Source organism: Streptomyces sp. ISL-36 (assembly GCF_018614205.1).
Lineage (GTDB): Bacteria > Actinomycetota > Actinomycetes > Streptomycetales > Streptomycetaceae > Streptomyces.
Genome location: NZ_JAGGOS010000114.1, coordinates 1 through 21,938, shown reverse-complemented (window position 1 = coordinate 21,938; position 21,938 = coordinate 1). Strand labels below are relative to the sequence as shown.

The 21,938-nt window shown below is 71.6% G+C and carries 21 protein-coding genes and 1 pseudogene; 11 read left to right on the top strand and 11 right to left on the bottom strand.

The features are described from left to right. The first annotated feature begins 22 nt into the window (after nucleotides 1–22). Nucleotides 23–1,684 (top strand): amidohydrolase, encoded by a 1,662-nt coding sequence (locus tag J7E93_RS27470; RefSeq protein ID WP_215072652.1) that lies wholly within the window; start codon nucleotides 23–25, stop codon nucleotides 1,682–1,684. A 54-nt stretch (nucleotides 1,685–1,738) separates the two neighbouring features. On the opposite strand, the gene J7E93_RS27465 is transcribed toward J7E93_RS27470, so the two are convergent. From J7E93_RS27465 to J7E93_RS27455, 3 genes are all read right to left on the bottom strand, one after another. Further along, on the bottom strand, nucleotides 1,739–2,410 hold the full coding sequence (locus tag J7E93_RS27465; protein WP_215072651.1) for a DUF305 domain-containing protein: 672 nt from the start codon (nucleotides 2,408–2,410) through the stop codon (nucleotides 1,739–1,741). Nucleotides 2,411–2,524: 114 nt separating this feature from the next. Next, nucleotides 2,525–2,980 (bottom strand): DUF6153 family protein, encoded by a 456-nt coding sequence (locus J7E93_RS27460; protein ID WP_251067177.1) that lies wholly within the window; start codon nucleotides 2,978–2,980, stop codon nucleotides 2,525–2,527. A gap of 85 nt (nucleotides 2,981–3,065) precedes the next feature. Then, nucleotides 3,066–3,410 carry a tetratricopeptide repeat protein gene (locus tag J7E93_RS27455; protein ID WP_215072650.1) on the bottom strand — a complete coding sequence of 115 codons (345 nt, stop codon included), beginning with the start codon at nucleotides 3,408–3,410 and terminating at the stop codon, nucleotides 3,066–3,068. A 152-nt stretch (nucleotides 3,411–3,562) separates the two neighbouring features. Here J7E93_RS27455 and J7E93_RS27450 point away from each other — a divergent pair, with 152 nt between their 5' ends. Both J7E93_RS27450 and J7E93_RS27445 read left to right on the top strand, forming a co-directional pair. After that, nucleotides 3,563–4,528, top strand: coding sequence for a pirin family protein (locus tag J7E93_RS27450; RefSeq protein WP_215072649.1), 966 nt, complete (start codon nucleotides 3,563–3,565; stop codon nucleotides 4,526–4,528). Nucleotides 4,529–4,540: 12 nt separating this feature from the next. Continuing rightward, a complete protein-coding gene (locus J7E93_RS27445) occupies nucleotides 4,541–4,993 on the top strand; it encodes an ATP-binding protein (protein WP_308368803.1) in 453 nt (150 codons plus the stop codon). 104 nt (nucleotides 4,994–5,097) lie between these two features. On the opposite strand, the gene J7E93_RS27440 is transcribed toward J7E93_RS27445, so the two are convergent. Next, entirely contained in the window at nucleotides 5,098–6,648 is a 1,551-nt protein-coding gene (locus J7E93_RS27440; protein ID WP_215072648.1) for an FAD-dependent oxidoreductase, read from the bottom strand. 365 nt (nucleotides 6,649–7,013) lie between these two features. On the opposite strand from J7E93_RS27440, the gene ctaD reads away from it, so the two are divergent. Further along, nucleotides 7,014–8,747 (top strand): cytochrome c oxidase subunit I, encoded by a 1,734-nt coding sequence (ctaD, locus tag J7E93_RS27435; protein ID WP_215072647.1) that lies wholly within the window; start codon nucleotides 7,014–7,016, stop codon nucleotides 8,745–8,747. Between the two features lie 2 nt (nucleotides 8,748–8,749). Next, entirely contained in the window at nucleotides 8,750–9,184 is a 435-nt protein-coding gene (locus J7E93_RS27430) for a hypothetical protein (protein WP_251067176.1), read from the top strand. 15 nt (nucleotides 9,185–9,199) lie between these two features. On the opposite strand, the gene J7E93_RS27425 is transcribed toward J7E93_RS27430, so the two are convergent. The 3 genes from J7E93_RS27425 to J7E93_RS27415 all read right to left on the bottom strand — a co-directional run bounded on the left by J7E93_RS27425 (nucleotide 9,200) and on the right by J7E93_RS27415 (nucleotide 10,735). Continuing rightward, nucleotides 9,200–9,637, bottom strand: coding sequence for a hypothetical protein (locus J7E93_RS27425; RefSeq protein WP_215072646.1), 438 nt, complete (start codon nucleotides 9,635–9,637; stop codon nucleotides 9,200–9,202). Nucleotides 9,638–9,643: 6 nt separating this feature from the next. Further along, entirely contained in the window at nucleotides 9,644–10,093 is a 450-nt protein-coding gene (locus J7E93_RS27420) for a DUF4383 domain-containing protein (protein ID WP_215072688.1), read from the bottom strand. 216 nt (nucleotides 10,094–10,309) lie between these two features. Next, nucleotides 10,310–10,735: an Hsp20/alpha crystallin family protein gene (locus tag J7E93_RS27415; RefSeq protein ID WP_215072645.1), complete on the bottom strand. Its 426-nt coding sequence runs from the start codon at nucleotides 10,733–10,735 to the stop codon at nucleotides 10,310–10,312. A gap of 128 nt (nucleotides 10,736–10,863) precedes the next feature. Between J7E93_RS27415 and J7E93_RS27410 the strand changes: the two genes are divergently transcribed. Beyond that, nucleotides 10,864–11,583: a type III effector protein gene (locus J7E93_RS27410; protein ID WP_215072644.1), complete on the top strand. Its 720-nt coding sequence runs from the start codon at nucleotides 10,864–10,866 to the stop codon at nucleotides 11,581–11,583. Nucleotides 11,584–11,975: 392 nt separating this feature from the next. Here J7E93_RS27410 and J7E93_RS27405 read toward each other — a convergent pair. Continuing rightward, nucleotides 11,976–12,110 (bottom strand): annotated as a pseudogene (locus J7E93_RS27405) (J domain-containing protein); the annotation flags it as partial. Between the two features lie 147 nt (nucleotides 12,111–12,257). Here J7E93_RS27405 and J7E93_RS27400 point away from each other — a divergent pair. Beyond that, on the top strand, nucleotides 12,258–12,713 hold the full coding sequence (locus J7E93_RS27400; protein WP_215072643.1) for a hypothetical protein: 456 nt from the start codon (nucleotides 12,258–12,260) through the stop codon (nucleotides 12,711–12,713). A 48-nt stretch (nucleotides 12,714–12,761) separates the two neighbouring features. Here J7E93_RS27400 and J7E93_RS27395 read toward each other — a convergent pair whose 3' ends face one another. Next, the gene (locus J7E93_RS27395; RefSeq protein WP_215072642.1) at nucleotides 12,762–13,799 is read right to left on the bottom strand and encodes a helix-turn-helix domain-containing protein; all 1,038 of its coding nucleotides are present in this window, start codon (nucleotides 13,797–13,799) and stop codon (nucleotides 12,762–12,764) included. A gap of 117 nt (nucleotides 13,800–13,916) precedes the next feature. On the opposite strand from J7E93_RS27395, the gene J7E93_RS27390 reads away from it, so the two are divergent. The 3 genes from J7E93_RS27390 (at nucleotide 13,917) to J7E93_RS27380 (ending at nucleotide 18,567) form a co-directional block, all read left to right on the top strand. Beyond that, nucleotides 13,917–14,813 (top strand): alpha/beta hydrolase, encoded by an 897-nt coding sequence (locus tag J7E93_RS27390; protein ID WP_215072641.1) that lies wholly within the window; start codon nucleotides 13,917–13,919, stop codon nucleotides 14,811–14,813. 281 nt (nucleotides 14,814–15,094) lie between these two features. After that, nucleotides 15,095–16,855, top strand: coding sequence for an ABC transporter ATP-binding protein (locus J7E93_RS27385; protein WP_374105440.1), 1,761 nt, complete (start codon nucleotides 15,095–15,097; stop codon nucleotides 16,853–16,855). Next, on the top strand, nucleotides 16,852–18,567 hold the full coding sequence (locus tag J7E93_RS27380; RefSeq protein WP_215072639.1) for an ABC transporter ATP-binding protein: 1,716 nt from the start codon (nucleotides 16,852–16,854) through the stop codon (nucleotides 18,565–18,567). The genes J7E93_RS27385 and J7E93_RS27380 overlap by 4 nt, the downstream gene beginning before the upstream one ends. 85 nt (nucleotides 18,568–18,652) lie before the next feature. On the opposite strand, the gene J7E93_RS27375 is transcribed toward J7E93_RS27380, so the two are convergent. Further along, nucleotides 18,653–19,630, bottom strand: coding sequence for a YafY family protein (locus J7E93_RS27375; protein WP_215072638.1), 978 nt, complete (start codon nucleotides 19,628–19,630; stop codon nucleotides 18,653–18,655). 126 nt (nucleotides 19,631–19,756) lie between these two features. On the opposite strand from J7E93_RS27375, the gene J7E93_RS27370 reads away from it, so the two are divergent. Beyond that, complete coding sequence (locus J7E93_RS27370) at nucleotides 19,757–20,527, top strand: NIPSNAP family protein (protein ID WP_308368802.1); 771 nt, start codon at nucleotides 19,757–19,759, stop codon at nucleotides 20,525–20,527. Nucleotides 20,528–20,566: 39 nt separating this feature from the next. On the opposite strand, the gene J7E93_RS27365 is transcribed toward J7E93_RS27370, so the two are convergent. Continuing rightward, nucleotides 20,567–21,661 carry a glutamate--cysteine ligase gene (locus J7E93_RS27365; protein WP_215072636.1) on the bottom strand — a complete coding sequence of 365 codons (1,095 nt, stop codon included), beginning with the start codon at nucleotides 21,659–21,661 and terminating at the stop codon, nucleotides 20,567–20,569. Between the last annotated feature and the right edge of the window lie 277 nt (nucleotides 21,662–21,938).

The following is a 21,938-nucleotide window of genomic DNA, read 5'->3' as shown; positions in this document are numbered from 1 at the left end:
CACGACAAGGAAGTTCCTCCGCATGAACAGCAGTGCCCCCGCCGACCTCGTCCTCACCGGCGCCCGCATCCACACCGTCGACCCCGCACTGCCCGAGGCCGAGGCGCTCGCCGTACGCGACGGCCGGATCGTCTGGCTCGGTGCCGGCACCGACGCGGCCGCCTGGACGGGACCCGACACCCGGATCATCGACGCCGGCGGACGGCTCGCCCTCCCGGGGTTCATCGACGCCCACAACCATGTGCGCCTCGGCTCCGACGACTCCTGCGTCCAACTCGCGGGCGCCCGGACCCTCGAAGCGATCCACGAACGGATCACCTCCTGGCGGACGGCCCACCCCGACGCCGCCTGGATCGAGGCGGAGGCCTTCGACTACTCGGCGATCCCCGGCGGCCGCATGCCGACCGCCGCCGACCTCGACCCCGTCACCGGCGACACCCCCGCGCTCGTCCTCAGCTACGACGTGCACACCGTCTGGCTCAACACCGCCGCCCTGCACCGGCTCGGCATCCGCAAGGGCCGCACCAGCCTGCCGTTCGGTGAGGCCGCCACCGACCCCGACAGCGGCGAACCCACCGGCTTCGTCAAGGACTTCGCCGTCAAGGGCCTCTCCCGCGACGGCCACCGGGCCCTGCGCGAGCTCGGCGTGCCCTGGGCCGCACCCGACCGCCAGTACGGCAGGCTCACCAAGAGCCTCGACGACGCCATCGGTTACGGGATCACCACCGTCGTCGAACCCCAGAACTCCCTCGACGACCTCGCCCTCTTCGAACGCGCCCGCGCCGAGGGCCGGCTCCGCTCCCGGATCGTCGCGGCCCTCTTCCACCCACGCGGGACCACCGAGGCCGACCTCGACGCATTCGCCGAGGCGGCACGGCGGTTCGCCGACGACCGGATGCGCGTCGGACCGCTCAAGCTCTACATCGACGATGTCGTCGAACCCCGCACGGCCGCGCTCCTGGAGCCGTACGCCGGGTGCGGGCACCACCGCGGCGAGACCTTCTATCCGCCGGAGGAGTTCGCGGAGCTGCTCACCCGCCTCGACGCCCGCGGCTTCCAGTGCTTCGTCCACGCCACCGGCGACCGTGGCATCCGCACGGTGCTCGACGCCGTGAGCCGCGCCCGCGCCGCCAACGGGCCGCGCGACGCCCGCCACCAGATCGTCCACGTCGAATGCCTCGACCCGGCCGACACCCCGCGCTTCGCCGCACTCGGCGTGGTGGCCTGCATGCAGCCCCGGCACGCCGCCCCCGACATCGCGGGTCCCGGCCAGGACTGGGCCGAGAACATCGGCCCCGACCGCTGGCACAAGGCGTGGCCCCTGCGCAGCCTGCACACCGCCGGGGCGGTCCTCGCCCTGTCCAGCGACTGGAACGTCGCCGAGATGGATCCGATGGTCGGCATCTACTCGGCCGTCACCCGCCGCCCGCTCGCGGGCGGCGGGGAGCCCTGGACGCCCGAGGAGACGATCGACGTCGCCACCGCCGTCGAGGGGTACACCATGGGGTCGGCGTACGCCAATTTCCTGGAGAACGAGCGGGGTTCGCTGAGCGTCGGCAAACTGGCCGACTTCGTCGTCCTCTCCCGCGACATCCTCCGCGTCGACCCGGAGGACATCCCCGGCACGGTGGCGGAGACCGTCGTGGTCGGCGGTGAGGTGGTCCTGACACGGGCGGGCGACTGACGCCCTCGTGCCTGGGGCGACCCCTCGCGGTGAGGGGCCGCCCCAGGGTGACGGTCAGAGTCGGTCGAGGATCTTCCGCAACTGAGCGACCTCGGCGGACTGCGTCCGTACCACGTCGTCGGCGAGCTTCTTGGCCGTCTCGTTGCGGCCGTCCTTCAGCTCCGACTTCGCCATTTCGACCGCCCCTTCGTGGTGGGCGATCATCAACTCGGCGAACTTCCTGTCGAAGGCCTTGCCCTTGGTCGCTTCGAGAGCCTTCATGTCCTGCTCGGACATCATCCCGGCCATGCCGTGGCCGCCGTGGTCGCCGTGACCGGCGGACTCGGGCCTGCCCCAGCCCTTGAGCCAGGCCTTCATCTTCCGGATCTCGGGATCCTGGGCCTTCTCGATGTCGGCGACGAGCTTCTTGACGTCGGCGTCCTCGGCCCGCCCTTCGGCGAGCCCCGCCATCTCCAGGGCCTGCTGGTGGTGCGGGATCATCATCTGCGCGAACATCACGTCCGCGTCGTTGAACGCACCCGGGGCGGGGCTCTCGGCCGCCGTGGCGGACGTGGACGGCGTGGCGGACGTGGAGGGCGCGGAGGGCGCGGCGGAGGTGGTGCCGCCGTGGTCCATTCCGCTCATCGTGTCGTCGTCGGTGCCACAGGCGGAGAGCAGAAGACCGGCGGCGGCGACGGCGCCTGCCAGGGCGAGCTTCCGGGCGGTGGGGTGGGTGAAGGTACGCATGGGTGTCACACCTCGTGTGCTGTCGGTACGGCGTACGCGACCGGCGTACGCGCGGAAAGGGCCGAAGGGACGTGTCCGCGGGCAGCGCGAGGCGCCCGCGGTGGCGGGATCGGCCTAGATCCGCAGGATGGACAGCTGAGCGAGGTCGGGAGGCCGGCGCGGCGGGGCGTTCGGCCCCAGCGCGGGCGTGAGCCGGCCGAGCAGCCGGACCAGCCGGTCCGGGTGACGGCGCAGAGCGGCGAGGACGAGCCGGGCGAGCGCCCAGATGCCGAGCACGGCCACGCAGAGCGTGGACATGTCCATACCGGTGCCCGGACCGTGCGAGGAGGAGGTGGGTGCCCCGTCCTTCGCCCGGTGGCCGTGAGTCGAGGGGTGACCCGTGTCGACGGCTGCCGCCGGTCCGGCGTCGGGGGCGTGGCCCATGGCGGTCGTCGCCGTGTCCGAAGAGCCCTCCGGGTGGCCCACCGCGTGCATCACGAAGACGCCGAGCGCGAGCACCACGACGAGCAGCAGGTGCGCGAGGGCACCTCCCGCTCGCATGGTGCCGCGTCCCAGCCGTCCCGTACGCATGGTTCGAACCTCCCGCGAGGACCTTACCGAACGGGCCGGGACGCGCGGCGCGGCACACGCCGGGCCGCGCCCCTGGAGCGGCGGGTCACTCCTGGGTCTCGCCGGCCATCGCGGCCGCGAGCCGCAGATGGGGCGCGGCCTCGGCGGCGCGGCCCTGCCGCTCCAGCGTGCGGCCGAGCATCAGCCGGGCGTACTGCTCCACCGGGTCCCGGTCCAGAACGGCTCGGAGCTCCTTCTCGGCACGGGCGAGCTGTGCGGAGTGGTAGTAGGCGCGGGCGAGCAGCAGGCGCTGGGCCGTCTGGTCGGGGTGCTCGGCGACCAGACCGCGCAGGATGCGGGCGGCCGTCAGGTATTCCTTCGTCTCGAAGAAGAGCTGGGCGCGGTCCCAGCGCTCGCCGGCCGTTCCGAACTCGTAGTACGTGTCGTTCATGTCTCTCCCTCGCCGTGCGTCCGACCACCGGCTCCGCCTGCCATTCTTGGGGGCGGCACCTCCGTCAACAGACCCATATCGTTGAACATTCCACTAATATTGTCGCGTGGGCACGCCCCAGCTCCTCCCCGGACAGGAATAGGTTGAGCGCCATGAGCAATCTTGATCGTGAGGCGACCCTCACCGTCTGCGGCGGCCGTGGTTTCGTCGTCGCCGAACCGGTGCGGGAACTCCTCGGCCCCCGTCACGTCCGGCTCGGCGAATCGACCGAGGTCCGCCGCCTGCTCCCCAACCTGGGCCGCCGCATGGTGGGCGCCTGGGCCTTCGTCGACCACTACGGTCCCGACGACATCGCCGACGAGCCCGGCATGCAGGTCCCGCCGCACCCGCACATGGGGCTCCAGACGGTGAGCTGGCTCCACGAGGGGGAGATCCTGCACCGCGACAGCACGGGCAGCCTCCAGACCGTACGCCCCCGCGAGCTGGCCCTGATGACCTCGGGCCGGGCGATCTCCCACTCCGAGGAGAGCCCCAGGTCCCACGCCCGCTTCCTCCACGGCGCACAGCTCTGGGTGGCGCTCCCGGACGCCCACCGCCATGTGGAACCGCATTTCCAGCACCACGCGAGCCTCCCACAGGTCACCGCTCCCGGCCTCACGGCCACGGTGATCCTCGGCGCGCTCGACGGAGCGGTGTCACCCGGTGCGACCTACACGCCGCTGGTCGGCGCCGACCTGACCCTCGCCGCGGGCGCGGAGGCGAACCTCCCCCTGGAGCCGGACTTCGAGTACGCGGTCCTGTCGATGTCGGGCGAGGCGCACGTCGACGGCGTCCCGGTCCTGCCCGGCTCGATGCTCTACCTCGGCTGCGGCCGTACGGAACTCCCGCTGCGCGCGGTCTCGGACGCCGGCCTGATGCTCCTGGGCGGCGAGCCGTTCGAGGAGGAGATCGTCATGTTCTGGAACTGGATCGGACGGTCCCAGCAGGACATCGAAGAGGCGCGCGAGGCGTGGATGAACGGCACCAGGTTCGGCGAGGTGAAGGGGTACGACGGCGCGCCGCTTCCGGCCCCGGAACTCCCCGCGACACCGCTGAAGCCGCGGGGTCGGGTGCGCTGAGGGGTGACAGCCGTGAGGGACGTGGCCGTGCTGGTCGGCTTGCAGGCGTCGGGGAAGTCCACCTTCTACGAGCAGTGCCTGGCGGGCCGGTACGAGCTGGTGAGCAAGGACCTGTTCCCGCGCGGCGCGCGGAAGAAGCAACAGCGGCAGATGCGCCTGGCGGGGGAGGCCCTGGCGGCCGGGAGGTCGGTGGCGGTCGACAACACCAACCCTTCGCCGCAGGAGTGGGGCCCGCTGGTGGAGCTCGCCCACGCCCACGGCGCCACGGTGACGGCCTACTGGTTCCCCCCGGACCTCGCGGGCTCGCTGCGGCGCAATGAAGCCCGCGGGAGCCGCGACCGTGTCCCCGACGTCGGGGTCCTGGCCACGCTGAAGCGGCTGCGCAGACCGTCGTCGGCGGACGGGTTCGACACCGTCCGCGAGGTGCGGTTCGACGGGCGCGGCGGCTTCGAGGTGCGGCCCTGAGCTTTCCTCGCCGTACGTGGCGGCCGCGGGGTGCGCGGACGGCGGCGGCGGTCCGGCCGCCGCCGTCCGGTCGGTGTCGGTGTCCGCACGATGCCCGGCCGCGGTCAGTCGGACACGTCTGACACCTCGGACTCGCCGGGGAGGGGCCGGGGCTCCAGAGGGCGGACGGCGGGGCCTTGGATCACGGCGCCGTCGGTGCCGAACCGCGATCCGTGGCAGGGGCACTCCCAGGACCGCTCGGCGTCGTTGAAGTGGACGAGGCAGCCCAGGTGCGTGCAGCGCGCCGACACGGCGTGGGCCGTGCCGCTCTCGTCGCGGTAGACCGCGCAGCGCCGCCCGCCCACCCGTACGACGGCGCCGGAACCGGGCGCGATCTCCTCGACGCTGTCCACGTGGGACCCGCGAAGCCGGTCGCCGATGAAGTGTTTGACGACCGACCCCTGAACCTTGAGGAGGGAGGACGCCTCACGGGGGTGCAGCCGCCGCGGGTCGTACAGGGAGGTCCAGGGCAGTTCCTCGCCCATGATGTGCGCGGTGAGGAGCCGGCCGGACATGACGCCGTTGCTCATGCCCCACCCGCCGAATCCGGTCGCCACGTACACGTGCTCGGCGCCCGGGTGGAAGCGCCCGACGTACGGCACCTTGTCCGTGGTCGTGTTGTCCTGCGCCGCCCATCGGTGGGTGATCCGCGCGGACGGGAAGCGCTCCTCGGTCCAGGCGGCGAGTCGCTCGTAACGCTCGCTCACGTCGCCGACGCCGGGTTTGAACTTCTCCCCGGTGACGATGAGCAGCCGCTGCCCTTCCCCGTACGGCGTGGTGCGCACGGACCGGGTGTTCTGCTCCTGGGTGATGTACATGCCCCGCGGGTCCTGGTCGGCGGGAATGGCCGCCGCGACGACGAGTTCGCGGTGCGGTTCGAGCCGGGAGAACAGCAGCGCGCGGTCGAAGACCGGGTAGTGCGTGGCCACGACGACGTCACGGGCGACGATCTCCGCCCCGCCTTCGGTGGTGAGCCGGCAGGGCTTGCCCTCGTGGAGGGAGACGATCCGGGTCCGCTCGTACACCTTCCCGCCCCGCCCGACGAGATCGGCGACGAGCGCCAGGAGGTACTTGCGCGGATGGAACTGCGCCTGCTGCTCCACCCGGACCGCACCCGCGACGGGGTACGGCAGGCCGGTGTCCGTGACGAACGACGCCGGCAGGCCGGCCTCGCGTGCCGCCTCCGCCTCGGCCCTGAGCTGGTCGACCGCGTCCGCCGACTCGGCGTACGTGTAGCCCGGGACGCGCTCCAGGTCGCAGTCGATCCCCAGCTCCGCCGAGACACGGGCGACGTACTCGACGGCCTCCTGCTGCGATCGCGCGTAGAGCCGAGCACCTTCCGCCCCGAACGACTTGAGCAGCCGGGCGTAGACGAGCCCGTGCTGGGCGGAGAGCTTCGCGGTGGTGTACCCGGTGACTCCGGCGGCGATGCGGTCGGCCTCAAGCAGGGCGACGCTCCGTCCGGCGCGGGCCAGTTCCCAGGCCGTGCAGATGCCGGCGATGCCTCCGCCGACCACCGCGACGTCGACCTCCACTTCGCCGGGCGGTCCGGGATGTCGGGGGCCCTCCCCGGTCTCCATCCAGTACGACTCGTAGGTGCCGGGCAGTCGCGTCATGTCGGCGTTCTCCCTTCACAGGTTCCTCGGGGCGCCGCTTCCGGTGGCACAGGGGTTCCCGCACGCCGGGGCCGCAGGAAGCGGGGAAGCGGTCCTTCATGGTGAGCCGTTGCCCGGGCTTCCGCCCGGTATGCGGCGTGGCGCGGCGCGGCTCCGGGCGGGGAACCCCGGCCAGGAACACCTCTTCGGCTGCACCCGTACGCGTTCACCCGTACGCGGTCACCCGTACCCGTTCACCCGTACGCGCGCCTGCGGCGCATTCACTCGGGGGCCCGTCACCGGTAGACACAGGAACATCCTTCGACCCTCCGGCATCCCGTGCCGGGCGGTCGCCTGTTCTCCGATCACGCGTCCAGGGGTTTCCTATGACCACCGACACTGCCACCGAGCCGGTCGCACCCATCCCCCAGCCCACGAGGTCGCTGGGGCAGGTGGTGGTGTCCTGGCTGACGACGACGGACCACAAGAAGATCGGGCACCTCTACCTGATCACGTCGTTCGTGTTCTTCATCCTCGGAGGGGCGCTGGCGCTGGTGATCCGGGCCGAGCTGGCGCGCCCGGGTCTGCAGGTGGTCTCCCCGGAGCAGTACAACCAGGCGTTCACCCTGCACGGCACGATCATGCTGCTGCTCTTCGCCACCCCCACCTTCGCCGGGTTCGCCAATGTGGTCATGCCCCTGCAGATCGGCTCGCCCGACGTGGCGTTCCCGCGGCTGAACATGCTGTCGTACTGGCTGTTCCTCTTCGGCGGCCTGATCGCGTTCTCCGGCGTGTTCACCACCCAGGGCACGGCGGACTTCGGGTGGACGGCGTACACGCCGCTCAGCGGCGGTGAACGCACCCCCTACGTCGGCGGAGACATGTGGATCATGGGGCTCGCGCTGGCCGGGTTCGGCACCATCCTGGGCGCCGTCAACTTCATCACCACGATCATCTGCATGCGCGCGCCCGGCATGACGATGTTCCGGATGCCCATCTTCACCTGGAACATCCTGCTGACGTCGGTGCTCGTCCTCTTCGCCTTCCCCGTGCTGGCCGCGGCCCTGCTGGTCCTCGAATCGGACCGCCAGTTCGGATCGCACGTCTTCGACCCGACCAACGGAGGGGCACTGCTGTGGCAGCACCTGTTCTGGTTCTTCGGGCATCCGGAGGTCTACATCATCGCGCTGCCGTTCTTCGGCATCGTCACCGAGATCCTGCCCGTCTTCTCCCGTAAACCGATCTTCGGCTACGTCGGCCTCATCGCGGCCACCGTCGCGATCGCCGGCCTGTCGGTCACCGTCTGGGCGCACCACATGTTCGCCACCGGGGCGGTGCTGCTGCCGTTCTTCTCCTTCATGACCTTCCTGATCGCCGTCCCGACCGGAGTGAAGTTCTTCAACTGGATCGGCACCATGTGGAAGGGGTCGATCTCCTTCGAGACCCCGATGCTGTGGTCCATCGGCTTCCTGGTCACCTTCCTGTTCGGAGGACTGACCGGCATCATCCTGGCCTCGCCGCCCATGGACTTCCACGTCACCGACACCTACTTCGTCGTCGCGCACTTCCACTACGTCGTCTTCGGAACCGTCGTCTTCGCCATGTTCGCCGGCTTCTACTTCTGGTGGCCGAAGATGACGGGCACGATGCTGGACGAACGCCTGGGGAAGATCCATTTCTGGTCGCTGTTCATCGGTTTTCACACCACCTTCCTCGTCCAGCACTGGCTCGGAGCCGAGGGGATGCCGCGCCGCTACGCCGACTACCTGGAGGCCGACGGGTTCACCGCCCTCAACACCCTTTCCAGCATCGGCGCGTTCCTCCTGGGCATGTCCACGCTGCCGTTCTTCTACAACGTCTGGAAGACCGCCAAGACCGCCCCGCGCGTGACGGTCGACGACCCGTGGGGCTTCGGGCGCTCCTTGGAGTGGGCCACCACCTGCCCGCCGCCCCGGCACAACTTCCTGACCCTGCCGCGGATCCGCTCCGAGTCGCCGGCCTTCGACCTGAACTACCCGGAGCTCGCCGCTCTGGATCCGGGGAAGGGAACGAAGCGGGACGTCCTCGACGACACCGGCGCGGCGACGCACCAGGGACCCGACGCCGGTCGGGGAGCCTAGCGATGCGCTCCCCGGCCGACCCGCCGGAACCGCAGGAGGGGGATGAGAGGCCCGAGGGCCACCACGATCCGCACGGTCCGGCCACCGCCGAGACGCTCCTGGCGGCGGACGCGACCGAGGGCATCGCCCGCCTGGAGGGATACCTGCTCAGCCAACGGGTGAAGGCGGACGCGGCCCGCGCCGGCCTCGTCTTCGCCCGTCGGCTGGCCTGGCTGGGCCCCGACGAACAGGCCGAGGTCGCCCGGCTCTTCGCCGGGGAACACCTCGCGCTGCGCCGCCAGATGCTGCGGGACACCGTCGCCCGCGCGCACCAGCTGCGTGGCGAGTACAGCGACCGCTATGACCTCCTGCGCCGACGCCTGGTGGCCACCACGCTGACGGGGGCGGCGGCCCTGGCCGCCGCCTCGGCCCTGATCGTCTGGCGCGCCGCCGGCTGACCGGCGTGCGGTCGGCTAACGGGTGTGCCCGCCCGGCCGGCGCTTCCGGTCCAGACGCACGAGCAGCACCGACAGCAGGCTGAGGACGACCAGGACGCTGCCGGCGGCGATGTCGACGACGCGATTCGCCGTGTGAACGGCGGTGTCCTGGGCCTCCAGGACGAACGGGGAGGCGATCATCCACACACCCGCCAGGCCGATCACGGCATCGGACCGGAGCCCGCTGCCGCGGTAGATCCGTTTGCCGGCGAGGAACAGCACCACCAGGCCGACGAACACCTCATTGACCTGGGCGTCCTTCGGGCCGTCCTGGGTGGCCATCGGCCACAGCACCAGCACTGCCGCCGCCGCCAGCATCAGCAGACCCAGGATCTGGTCATGCGCTCCCTGCCGCACCACGTGGCCGGGGTCCGCCACACGCGGGACCAGCCTTCGGTGATCCTGCACCGTCATGGTGGTTCACCTCCTCGCGGGGCGGTGTGCGCGGCCCAGGAGGACGCCGAGGGCGACCATGGCCAGGCCGAGGGCCAGGTGCAGCCAGTTGTCAGCCGTGTTGACGGGGACGAAGTTGGCGCCGCTGTCCCGGTCGATGAGCAGGCCGTACAGCCACAGCACCAGGTAGATGACACCGCCACCGATCAGGAAGGTGCGGGCGGTGGAGGCGGCCCCGGCCATGGCGATTCCCGCGAAACCGAAGAGCAGATGCACGAGGTTGTGGAGGATCGACACCTGGAAGACGCCCAGCAGCTTCGCGTCGGAGTGGTGCTCGGCGAACTTCAGGGTGTCGTAGTCCGTGGTGATGCCCGGGATGAATCCGAGGACCCCCACCAGCAGGAACACGGCGCCTACCAGAAGCGCCGCCTGCTGGACCGGGGTGCGCGAGGCACCCGCCGTACGGTGCGTTGCCATCATCTTCACGACCGCCTCTCTGCGATGGCCCCCCGCGATGGCCCCCCTCGATCACCTCGGCGGTACCCCCTTTGTGGGAGATTCAGCCACCTTCTCCGGAACCAAGCGGCGCGGGATCTGTCATGGGCGTCGCTGCCACCCCTCCGAGGAGGCGGAGGGCCGGGCGGGGAAGGGCGGGGGGCCGCCTCCACCGCCCGCACGGTCGGCGCGGCTCGTTCAGCCGCTGATCTCCTTGTGTTCCGACGTACCGATGCTGATCTTGCGTGGCTTGGCGCGCTCGGCGATCGGGATGCGCAGGGTGAGGACACCCGCGTCGTAGTCCGCGGCGATGCGCTCCGTGTCGAGCGTGTCGGCCAGCATGATCTGGCGGGAGAAGGCGCCCAGCGGCCGCTCGGAGAGCTCCATCTGGACATCGTCCGTGTCCGCGACCGGACGCCGCTCCGCCTTCACGGTCAGCATGTTCCGTTCGACGTCGATCTCGATCGCGTCCGGGGAGACGCCGGGCAGATCGAAGGCGACGACGAACTCGTCGCCCTTCCGGTAGGCGTCCATCGGCATCGCGGAAGGCCTCGACCAGGTGCCGGGCTCCAGCAGCCGGCTCAGCCGGTCCAGTTCACGGAAGGGGTCGGTGCGCATCAACATCGCGAAACACCTCCATCGGTTCAGGCAGTACCTGCCAATGCGCTTCACCTGACACCGTTGTAACATGTCATCCAAGTGATGACAACTTCTCCCGTCATCGCGAGGATGACGAGACCTGAGGGGGTCCCATGACCGCGAGCGACCAGAGCCGTGAAGGGCGACGCAGCGACCGGCGGGGTCCGGGGGCGCGGGTCCGTACCGGTCCGGAGTCCTTCCTCGCCGCCGCGGCGGCGCTCGACACCATCGACGCGGCCCTGCGCGCCGTGCACGCCGCCGACCCCGACGTGCCCACCGCCGTGGCCGACACGAGCGGCCCGGAGCAGGCCCTCGCCTCGCTCCTGCTGCTGCGCCAGGTACGCGACGAACTCGGCAGCTGGGAGTCGACCCTGATCGAGGCGGCTCGCGAGGCCGGCGCCAGCTGGGCCGATCTCGCCCACCCGCTCGGAGTCGCCAGCCGCCAGGCCGCCGAACGGCGCTACCTCAGACTCCGGCCCGGTGCCGACGGAACCACCGCCGAACAGCGCGTGAAGGCAACCCGCGACCGGCGCGCCGCCGATCGTGCCGTCGTCACCTGGGCCCGGGACCACGCGGCCGACCTCCGCCGGCTCGCCGGTCAGATCACCGCTCTCACCGATCTCCCCGGTCTCCCGGACGGGGCACGCGCCCCCCTCGCCGAACTGGACCGCGCCCTCGCCGACAACGACGCCGCCGCGCTCGTCGATCCGCTGGCCGACACCCGCGACCACCTGCGGGCCGCGCGCCCCGACCTCGCCGAGAACGTCGACCGCCTCGTCCACGAGGCCGACCGGCTGCGCCGCGACAGCACGGCCCAGCGCGGCACGCCCTGACGGGACCGCGCCTCAGGATCTGGGACCCATCCCCCATACCCAGCGCAGCAGCTGATCGAGCGGGCGGTCGAGCGGGTCGAACAGGTCCGAGCTTCGAGGCTCCGGGCGAGAGGAGTACGGGCGTACGTGGAGGGGTTCCGTGGGCCAGGGCGTCCCGGTCGGGGCGCCGCCCACGCGAACGGCGGGGGCGCGGATGTGGTGAACGATGACCGCCACCGGCCCGCTTCGGGGCGACGGCCGCTCCTCCCGCAGGGCGTCGCGGGAGGCGTGGTGGAGGGAGGCGCGGTCGAGGGAGGCGCGGTCGAGGGAGGCGCGGTCGTACGAGGCGCGCCGGTGGGGTCGTGGAGCACCTCGTACGCGGCCACCACGGTGGTGAGATGTTCGTGCCCGCCCGGCCCTTGGGGGGCCGTGTCGGGATGCAGGCTCCGCACCAGCCGGCGATAGGCCGCGGTGATCTGGCGAGCGGACGCCGTCGACGGGATGCCGAGCACCGCATAGGGGTCTCGCTCCGCGTTCTGCCCTGTCATCTCCTCCCGCCTCCTCTCCTGCGGCCGCGCGAGCCGAGGTGCGGAAAGTCCCTCCACCACCCATAGGACCTCAGTCTTCGATTGTCAATGCAAGGGAAAGGAGTTACTAAAAGGAAGAGGAACGGAGTGTGAGGAGGTGTCTCGATCATGGCGCGCCTGGTCATCCAGGGGGAGGAACTGGTGGTCCGGCTGTCGTGGTGGGAGAAGGCCGCCGCGCGGCGGGGCAACGTGCACGTCCCGCTCCGGGCGGTGGACAAGGTCCAGGTCGAACCGTCCTGGTGGCGCGTCCTGCGCGGAACGCCGAGCCGGGGCGCCTGGATCCCGGACGTGCTGTGCCTCGGCGTCAGGGAAGCGGCGGGGGTGAAGGACTTCGTCGCCATCCGCCCGCGACGAGGGCCGGTGGCCTGTCTCGACCTCCACCCGGACGCGTCGCCGTTCGCGCGTGTCGCGGTCTCGGACCGTGTCCCGGAGGCGACGGCGGCAACCGTCCGCACCGCCGTCCGCAGGCGCGCGTCCGCACCGCGCCCTGCCCGGCTCCCCGACCCCGACCCGGATCCGGACACCGTGCCTGCGGCGAAGGGGCCGGCCGCACAGCCCGCCTGACCTCCCCAGCCCGCACCGCGACGCCGCCGTGCTCCGAGCGGGTCTTTCTCAGCCGTCGAGGAGCTGCCACGTCGTCAGGGCGAGCCTGGCCCGCAACAGGCCGGAGGGCTCGGTCAGTTCGACGCCCAGACTCTTGCCGATCTGTTCGAGTCGGCGGGCGACGCTGCTGTGGTGCAGGTGGAGACGGTCGGCGGCCCGGCGCAGGGAACCGGTGGTGCAGTAGGCGTCCAGCGTCTCCAGATCCTCCGGGGCGGCGCCGGCGATGCGGGCGATCGCGGCCACGTCGGCGTTGTCCCGCGCGGCGTCCCGGGGCACCTGGGCGAGCAGCGCCAACGCCCCCAGGCCGGCGTAGTGGACGACCGGCCGGCGTGGGGTGGTGAAGCGGAGGGCGGTGCGGGCCTGCTGCCAGGCCAGGTCGGGGCTTTCGGCGGTCCCGATGCCCGCGCGTACGCCCGGCGGAAACCGGGTCGGGTCGAGGGTGGCGGCCAGGATGACCCCCACGTCGGCGATTGCCGCCGCCTTCACCGGGCGGGCCGGGCAGAGCAGACCGCCGAGCTGGTCCAGCGGCAGCTGTGCGTGCACGGCGACGACCCGGACCGGCGAGTCGGCGGAGAAACCCAGGAGGCGCAACGCCCGTGCTCTGGCCGCCTCGTCGCTGTCGGAGCTGATCACCAGTTCGACGAGGGCGGGGTCGGCCATGGTGGTGCGGGCCGGGCCGTACCGCTCGGCGACCGCCGCGGCGGCGATGGCGAGCCGGTCGAGCAGCGCTTCGTCGAGCGGGCCGGGCGGACCGGGGCGTTCCAGCCACACCGTGCCGATCTCCTCGTCGTCGAGGATGATCGGCGCCGCACTGGACGCCGAGGGCGGTGGCGTGGGCGCCGGCCTGCCGTCGGGCGCCATGCGGATCACCTGCCCCGTGCCGTGGAGCCGAATCCCGGCCGCACACTCGGCCAGACCCGCCGAGGCCCGGGCGAGTGCCGGGAGATCCACCCGTCGGCGCATCAGTGTGTCGTAGAACATGACGACGCGGATCGCGCCTTCGACCTGCGAATCCAGTCCCGACAGCCGTACGGCCAGTGCCTCCATCCCAGGAGGATAGGGCCTCCACGGCCGGAGGTTGAGCGCCGATCGGCGCGTGATCGGAGCCGGATGCCCGACGGGTGTCGGATGAACAACGCGGGGGCGGCCGTGAGGATGGCCGACATGGACCCCGAACTCGAAGCATTCGTCCCGCTGTTCCCCAAGGTCGACCTGGCCGACCCGGTCGCCTACCGCAAGACCTTCGCCGAGCTGGCCGCCGCGAGGCCGGCAGCGGACGCGACAGGAATGGAGATACAGGACCACACGGTTCCCGCCGATCCGGACGTGGCGGTACGGATCTACCGTCCACAACACGCACAAGGCGCCGTCATCTGGCTGCACGGCGGCGGCTGGGTCTTCGGCGACCTGGACACCGATCACCACTGGGCCGCCCGGATCGCGTCCTCCTCCGGCGCGACGGTGATCTCGGTGGGTTACCGACTGGCCCCCGAGAACCCCTTCCCGGCAGCCCTGGACGACGCCTACGCCGTACTGAACTGGACGGCCGAGCAGGCGGCCGAGCTCGGCATCGACCCGGAGCGGATCGCGGTCGCCGGCCACAGTGCCGGCGCGAACCTCGCGGCCGCGGTGGCCTTGCGGGCGCGCGACCAGCAGGGGCCGCCGATCCGCTTCCAGCTGCTCAACGAAGCCATCCTCGACGACCGGCAACAGACGTGGTCGGCGCGGAACTTCACCGACACACCCTGGAACAATCGCGCCGTACGCGCCGCGGCGCTCGGGCACTACCTGGGCGACCGGTCCGCCACCCCGTACGCCGCACCGGCACGGGCCACCGACCTGTCCGGCCTGCCACCCGCCTACATCGCCACCGCGGAGTTCGACCCCAACCGCGACGAAGGCATCGACTACGCGCTGCGCCTGCTGCAGGCGGGTGTCTCCGTCGAGCTGCACCAGTGGCCCGGCACCTTCCACGGCTCGCAGGCCATCCTGTCCGCCGACGTATCGCAGCGGCAGCTCGCCGAAATCGGTGCCGCCCTGCGCCGCGCCATGGCCGAGTGACGTCATAGCGGGCCTCGCACCGGCGGCGTGAGGTCACAGCGGGCCTCGCACCGACGGCGTGAGGTCACAGCGGGCATCCGCACCGACGGCGTCGAGCGGCCACCTGCCGCTCGACGCCGTCGGTCGACCGGCCCGTGGAGTACGACCAGCGGCTCGATCACGGGCCCGGTCGCGACCAGATGGACGAAGACGGGAGAACGATGACCATCACCGACCCCGCCCAGGCGAGGGAACGGTCCACACCACCACCGGACGCCGACCTCGCGGCGGCGGGACACACCGTGGCAGGGCTGCTGCGCCCCCATGCCCGGAGTTTCGCCGCCGTGGTGATCCTGCAGGTCATCGGCGCTCTCGCAGGTCTGGCGCCGCTGTTGGCGGTCGTCGAACTCGGGCGTGCGCTGTTGTCGCCCGGCCCGATCGATCACGGTCACGTCCGGATCGTGGTGATCGCGGGTGCGGCCGGCCTGTTCGTCCGTCTGCTGTTCACGGCCGCGTCGACCGGAATCGGGCATGTCCTCGACGGTCAGGTGCAACTGTCGTTCCGCCGACGACTGGCCGCGCGGCTGGGGCGGGTGCCGATCGGCTGGTTCGCCCGACGCCGGACCGGCGAGCTGGCCAAGGTGGTGGGGGAGGACGTGAGCGCCGTGCACCCGTTCATCGCCCACGCCCCCGGCGAGCTCGTCTCCGCCTTCGCGGTTCCGCTGGTGTCGCTGATCTACCTGTTCACCGTCGACTGGCGGCTGACACTGATCACGATGATCCCGGTGGCGCTGGCAGCGGCGCTGGTTCCGCTGATGATGACTCCGACCCGGCTGCGCGAGCAGAAGGAGTTCGACGCGGCGATGGGGCGGATCGCGAGTTCGGCGGTCGAGTTCGTCCAGGGCATCTCGGTGGTCAAGGTGTTCGGTGGAAGCGAGCGCGTCCACCGTAGATTCCTCACGGCCGTGGAGGATTTCGTCGGCAGCTTCTTCCGGATGGTCCGCGGTCTGGCCGGGATCGCCGCCGGGATGCAGGTGGCGCTGTCGCCGCCGTTCGTGCTGCTGGTCGTGCTGATCGGCGGTACTGCCCTGATCAGCGCCGGTGGCATGGCCCCGGCCGACCTCCTGCCCTTCCTGCTACTCGGACTCGGCCTGACCGCTCCGGTGGCGGCCCTCGGCCACGGCTTCGACGACATGCAGGCCGCCCGGCGCGCCGTCGGCCGGATCCGGGACGTACTCGAGGTGCCGTCACTACCGGAGCCCGCCCGCCCGCTCGCACCCCAGGGACACCGGGTGGAACTGCGTGACGTTCGCTTCGGTTACGACGACGGTCAGGAGGTGCTGCGCGGGATCGACCTGGTGCTCGAGCCGGGGACGGTCACCGCGATCGTCGGGCCGTCGGGCAGCGGAAAGTCCACGCTGGTCCAGCTGTTGCCGCGGTTCTTCGACCCGACCCATGGTTCGGTCGCCCTGGGCGGTGTCGATCTGCGCGAGCTCGGCAGCCGGGAGCTCTACCGGATGGTCTCCTTCGTCTTCCAGGACGTGCGCCTGCTGCGCGCGTCCGTCGCGGACAACATCGCGCTGGCGGTACCCCATGCCGACAGAGAAGATGTGGTGCGTGCCGCCCGGCTGGCGCACATGCCTGATCGAATTCTTGAACTGCCGCGCGGCTACGACTCGGTGATCGGTGAGGATGCCGGACTGTCGGGCGGCGAGGCGCAGCGGATCTCGCTCGCACGCGCCCTGCTGGCCGATACGCCCGTTCTGGTGCTCGACGAGGCGACCGCCTTCGCCGACCCGCAGACCGAACAGGCGGTGCGCCGGGCCCTGGCGGCGCTGGAGGGCGAGCGGACGATCCTGGTCATCGCCCACCGCCTGGAGACGGTCGCCGACGCCGACACCGTCGTGATGCTGGAGAACGGGTCGATCGTCGAGAGCGGCCCGCCCGCCGAACTGCTGGCACGGAACCGCAAGTTCGCCGCGTTCTGGCGAACCCACCGGCCGGCGACGCCCGCCGAGGCCGAAGCCCACGGTGGCGTACTGCGAGGAGACGAGCCCCGATGATACGAATGCTGCTGCGCGTCCTCGGCCACGAGTACGCCCCGCCGGTGCGTCGCACCGTGGCCCTCATGACGGCGACCGCGATGGCCGAGGGCTTGTCCTACGCACTGCTGGTCCCCGTGCTGCGGGCACTGTTCGAGAGCACGCCCTCCGATGCCTGGCCCTGGCTGAGCGCGTTCGGCGCCGCCGTCGCGCTCTACGCGGCGCTGCGCTACATCAGCGATCTGTCCGGCTTCCACACCGGCACCACGCTGTTGCGGGGTGTGTACCACCGGCTCGGCGATCATCTGGCCCGCCTGCCCCTCGGCTGGTACGGCCCGAGCCGTGTCGGGGAGGTGTCCGTCCTGGCCAGTCGCGGCGTTCTGCAGGCGATGAGCACGATCGCGCATCTGCTGGCACCGTTCGTCTCCGCCTGTGTGACGCCCCTGACGATCGTGGTCGTGATGCTGGCCTTCCAGTGGCAGCTGGGGCTGGCCGCCTTGGTCGCCGCACCGGTCGTGGCGGCGATCCAGATCCGGACGGGACGCTCGATGGCCGCAGGCGACGCGGAGCGCGCCGCACGCGACCGGGAGGCCACCGGGCGAGTCATCGAATATCTCCAGGCCCAGCCGGTGCTGCGGGCCGGCGGCCGGACCGCCGAACGCTTCCGGTTTCTCGACGACTCGCTGCGGCAGGTCCAGCGCGCGTCCCGCCGTTCGACGCTGTCTGCGCTGCCCGGCGTGGTGGGCTTGACGCTCGCGGTGCAGGTGACGTTCACCGTGGTGCTGGCCCTCGGCGCCTCCCTCGCGCTCGGTGGGGACATCGGTACGGCAGAGGTCCTGGCGATCCTGGTGCTGGCCGCACGCAGCGCCGATCCGCTGCTGTCGCTGGCGGACATCGGTGGCCAACTGCGCGGAGCGCGTGCGGAGTTGATGCGACTCGACACGGTGTTGCGCACCGAGCCGCTACCGGAACCTCGCGAACCGGTCCAGCCGGCAGGACATGACCTGGAGTTCGAGTCCGTCGTCTTTCGGCACGGCGAGCGCACCGTGATCGACAACGCGTCGTTGTCCGTGCCGCAGGGACAGCGGCTTGCCGTGGTCGGGCCGTCGGGTGCGGGGAAGAGCACACTGCTCCAGCTGCTCGCACGGTTCCACGACGTGGACGCGGGCGCGGTACGTGTGGGGGGTGTGGACGTGCGCGCGATCAGCACGGACGTGTTGATGGCGCAGATCGCCGTTGTCTTCCAGGACGTCCGTCTCTTCGACGGCACCATCGAGGAGAACGTACGCCTCGGCCGCCCCGACGCCGACGAAGCCGAGGTCCGGGCGGCGGCGACCGCCGCGCGGCTGGACGAGGTGATCGAGCGACTGCCCGGCGGATGGGCGACGAATGTCGGCGAGGGCGGCGCCCTGCTGTCGGGTGGTGAACGCCAGCGTGTCTCGATCGCGCGAGCGCTGCTGAAGAACGCGCCCATCGTGCTGCTGGACGAGGTGACCTCCGCACTGGACCCGGTGAACGAGGCGGCCGTCCACGAGGGCATCGAGCGCCTGATGGCAGGGCGGACGGTGGTGATGGTCGCACACCGGATGCAGACCGTCCGACGCGCCGACCGCATCGTCTTCCTGGACGGCGGCCGGACCGTGGAGGAAGGCAGCCACGACGAGCTGTTGCGCCGCGGTGGCCGCTACGCCGAATTCTGGAACATCTCCCTCACGCCGGCGGCGCGTGCGTGAACCGGCCGACATCGCCACCGCGGAGCCCGGACCGGCCCGCCGCCGGGGTGGTCCGGCGTCGGCCCGCCGCCTGGGCGCTCCGGCGTCAGCGGAGGCCGTAGGCGAGGGCGAGGGTCTCCACGGTGGCGGACATGGCCCGGCGGAGTTCGGCCGGGGCGACGACCTCGACGTCTCCGCCGAGCCGCAGCAGCTCGCCGCAGGCGTGCTCGGTGCCCTCGATCGGGATGACCGCCTCGACCCAGCCGTCGTCGCCGACGGCGGTGGCGGTGGAGTCGACCGCTCGGACCACCTCCGGAGGGACGTTGTCGGGCAGGCGCCGGCGTCCCCGAGGGGAGAGGCGGACGGTGGCGGTGCCGGAGTAACGGCGCGCCCGGAAGTCATCGAGGTAGGAGGCCCAGTACGCGCCCAGGTCGAAATCCTCCGGCCGGTCGAACAGCTCGTCGCCCCGTACCGCATCGAGGACCTGGGCGACGCGGTAGGTCGCGATCCCCTTGTCCGTGGCGGCCACGACGTACCAGGTACCGGACTTGAGCACGAGGCCGTAGGGGTGGAGGCGGCGGTTCACTTCCTGCGGGGCGCGCCAGCGGCGGTAGCGGACGTCCACCGCACGGCGGGTGAGCACCGCGTCGACGAACAAGGGGAGATGCGGTGTCCGTTCGGGCTCTCGGTACCAGCCGGGGGCGTCCAGGTGGAACACCGCCGCGACCCGCGCGGCCTCCTCGCGCAGGCCCGTCGGCAGAGCGGCGAGGAGCTTCAGTCGGGCCGCCGACACCTCGGCCGCGAGTCCCAGATCGGCGGCGGGCCCGGGCAGACCGGCGAAGAACAGGGCCCGCGCCTCGCCCTCGCTCATCCCGGTGAGGCGGGTGCGGTAGCCGTCGATCAGCTGGTAGCCGCCCCCGCGGCCCGGCTCCGCATAGATCGGGACCCCGGTGGCCTGTAGGCGCGCCAGGTCACGGTAGGTGGTGCGCACGGACACTCCCAGCTCGTCGGCGATCCCTTGCGCGGACATGCGGCCCCGCGATTGCAGCAACAGCAGCACCGACAGCAGTCGACTGGCAGACATGCGCGCATTCTCGCCGGAAACCCTGACAGCACCTGTCACACGGTCCCCCTACCGTCGATCCGCATCCCCGCTCGGCCGAAAGGGCCGGGCGCCGCTGCCCGGAGAGCGATGAACAGGAGCCCCGCTGTGCCCAACGACCCCGTCGGCCCCCCGGCCGTGATCGAGCTTCGCCAGTACACGCTGCGTCCCGGCCGGCGCGACGAGCTCATCGAGCTGTTCGACCGGGAGTTCGTCGAAACGCAGGAAGAAGTGGGAATGACGGTGCTCGGGCAGTTCCGGGACCTCGACGATCCGGACCGTTTCGTCTGGTTGCGCGGATTCCGGGACATGGCGGCACGCCATCGCGCGCTCACGGACTTCTACGGCGGTCCCGTCTGGGCCGAGCACGGCCCGCAGGCGAACGACACCATGATCGACTCCGACGACGTCCTCCTCCTGCGCCCCGCGCAGGACGGGAGCGGTTTCACCGTCTTCCCCTCCGGGCGTTCCCCGGTCGGAGCTCCGGCACCGGACCGGTTCGTGGCCGCCACCTTGTGGTCCTTCCCTCCCGGACGGCACGACGGCGTCGCGCGGATCCAGGACGGTCTCCTCCCCGCGCTCCGGGAGACCGGGCCCGCGCCGCTCGCCTTCCTGACCACCGAGGACGCGCACAACACGTTCGCCAGGCTGCCGGTCCGTACCGGCGAGAACGTCGCCGCGATCTTCACCTCGTACCCCGACGAACGTGCGTACCGCCGCCACCTCGCCGAAGTCCGGGCCCACCCCCTCGCAGGGAAGATCCTTCCGGGCGTCGAGCGGGACGTCGAGGGAGACGTAGGGCGGGACGTCGCGGGAGAACGGACCGCGCCACCCCAACTGCTCCGGCTGGCGCCGACCGGCCGCTCGCTCATCTCGTGACCCGCCCCCGTAGCGGCGCGGCGGTGCGGGGGCGTGGTGTCAGGGAGTGACCGTCTCGCCCGTGATCAGTTCCGTGAGGGCCGGCAGACCGCCCTCCGCCAGTGCGCGGCGTTGCCGGTCCGCCGGGGTGCCCTCCTGGAGGAGCCGGTGCAGCAGCGAGGTCACCTCACGGGTGTCGCCCGCCTCGTCGAGGGCGGGGGTGATGTGGTCGAGCAGCATGCACAGCACGTCACCCGCCCGGCGCGCCCGGCCGGCCGGGTCGACCAGGAGGCCGCTCAGCCCGTGCCGTGCGGCGTGCCAGTTCGACGCCTGCAGCAGCTCGGTCGGGAGCTGCGGAAGCGGGCCACCCGTCTTCTCCTCGCGAATGGCGGTGGCGATCAGCGCGCGGACGATCCCGGCGAACATCACCGCCGTGTCGGCGCGCAGCTGCACATCCGCGCAGCGCACCTCGACGGTCGGGTACCGGTCGGACAGGCGGGCCTGCCAGTACAGCTGGCCGGTGTCGGTGATGATGCCGGTGTCCAGGAGTGACTGGACACGCCGTTCGTGGTCCGCGAGCGAGTCGAAGCGGGGCGGCGGGCCGCTGACCGGCCAGCGGCCGAAGATCACCGTGCGCCAGCTCGCGAAACCGGTGTCCTTGCCGTCCCACAGGGGCGAGTTCGCCGACATGGCCACCAGGGTCGGCAGCCAGACCCGGATACGGTTCAGGACGGCGACGCCCATCTCCCGGTCCGGCACGGCCGCGTGGACGTGCATCCCGTTGACCAGCTGCTCGGCGACGAGCTGCGGGGCCTGGGAGCGCATCGCCAGGTAGCGCGCCTTACGGGTGACCGGAACGGGGGCCGCCTCCCGGTACGGGGCCGTCGCGCAGGCGGCGAGCCGGCAGCCGTTCCGCTCCGCCGCCGTGCCGAGGGCGTGTCGCAGTCGCAGCAGGTGACCGCCGACCTCCTCCAGGTCGGTGCAGACGGGTGTCGCGACCTCCACCTGGGCCTGCAGCAGCTCCGACTGGAGCTCGGCGTCGTCGACGATCGGCTCCAGACCGGCCGCCGCCCGCACCCGGTCCGCGAGCGGTACCGGCAGGCAGGTGTCCGGATCAAGCAGCAAGTATTCTTCCTCGACCCCAATGGTGATCATGTGGCGCAGGTACCCCGAGAACAGGGGGACGAATCGGACAAGGTGCGGTCACCCTTCGACCGTCCTGGCGCCGCCATCGTGATGGCGCCGCCACGCTGGTGCCGGGCCGGCGCCCGTGGCGAGAGGCGGCGAGCGGTCACTCTCGGTGTCACAGCGTGAGCGGTCACTCCCGGTCCAGGCGCCGCGCCGCCGCCTCCACGGGAGCGGGCAGCGGTCGTCGGTCACGCAGCGCCGCCGGGAGCCTCGCCAGCACCCCGCGCAGCGCCTCCCGGGCCTC

Bases quoted from the DNA above. Each gene is read 5' to 3' on its own strand.
- J7E93_RS27470 (WP_215072652.1), top strand. From the start codon at position 23: ATGAACAGCAGTGCCCCCGCCGACCTCGTCCTCACCGGCGCCCGCATC.
- J7E93_RS27465 (WP_215072651.1), bottom strand. From the start codon at position 2,410: ATGCGTACCTTCACCCACCCCACCGCCCGGAAGCTCGCCCTGGCAGGC.
- J7E93_RS27460 (WP_251067177.1), bottom strand. From the start codon at position 2,980: ATGCGTACGGGACGGCTGGGACGCGGCACCATGCGAGCGGGAGGTGCC.
- J7E93_RS27455 (WP_215072650.1), bottom strand. From the start codon at position 3,410: ATGAACGACACGTACTACGAGTTCGGAACGGCCGGCGAGCGCTGGGAC.
- J7E93_RS27450 (WP_215072649.1), top strand. From the start codon at position 3,563: ATGAGCAATCTTGATCGTGAGGCGACCCTCACCGTCTGCGGCGGCCGT.
- J7E93_RS27440 (WP_215072648.1), bottom strand. From the start codon at position 6,648: ATGACGCGACTGCCCGGCACCTACGAGTCGTACTGGATGGAGACCGGG.
- ctaD (WP_215072647.1), top strand. From the start codon at position 7,014: ATGACCACCGACACTGCCACCGAGCCGGTCGCACCCATCCCCCAGCCC.
- J7E93_RS27430 (WP_251067176.1), top strand. From the start codon at position 8,750: ATGCGCTCCCCGGCCGACCCGCCGGAACCGCAGGAGGGGGATGAGAGG.
- J7E93_RS27425 (WP_215072646.1), bottom strand. From the start codon at position 9,637: ATGACGGTGCAGGATCACCGAAGGCTGGTCCCGCGTGTGGCGGACCCC.
- J7E93_RS27420 (WP_215072688.1), bottom strand. From the start codon at position 10,093: ATGGCAACGCACCGTACGGCGGGTGCCTCGCGCACCCCGGTCCAGCAG.
- J7E93_RS27415 (WP_215072645.1), bottom strand. From the start codon at position 10,735: ATGTTGATGCGCACCGACCCCTTCCGTGAACTGGACCGGCTGAGCCGG.
- J7E93_RS27410 (WP_215072644.1), top strand. From the start codon at position 10,864: ATGACCGCGAGCGACCAGAGCCGTGAAGGGCGACGCAGCGACCGGCGG.
- J7E93_RS27400 (WP_215072643.1), top strand. From the start codon at position 12,258: ATGGCGCGCCTGGTCATCCAGGGGGAGGAACTGGTGGTCCGGCTGTCG.
- J7E93_RS27395 (WP_215072642.1), bottom strand. From the start codon at position 13,799: ATGGAGGCACTGGCCGTACGGCTGTCGGGACTGGATTCGCAGGTCGAA.
- J7E93_RS27390 (WP_215072641.1), top strand. From the start codon at position 13,917: ATGGACCCCGAACTCGAAGCATTCGTCCCGCTGTTCCCCAAGGTCGAC.
- J7E93_RS27380 (WP_215072639.1), top strand. From the start codon at position 16,852: ATGATACGAATGCTGCTGCGCGTCCTCGGCCACGAGTACGCCCCGCCG.
- J7E93_RS27375 (WP_215072638.1), bottom strand. From the start codon at position 19,630: ATGTCTGCCAGTCGACTGCTGTCGGTGCTGCTGTTGCTGCAATCGCGG.
- J7E93_RS27365 (WP_215072636.1), bottom strand. From the start codon at position 21,661: ATGATCACCATTGGGGTCGAGGAAGAATACTTGCTGCTTGATCCGGAC.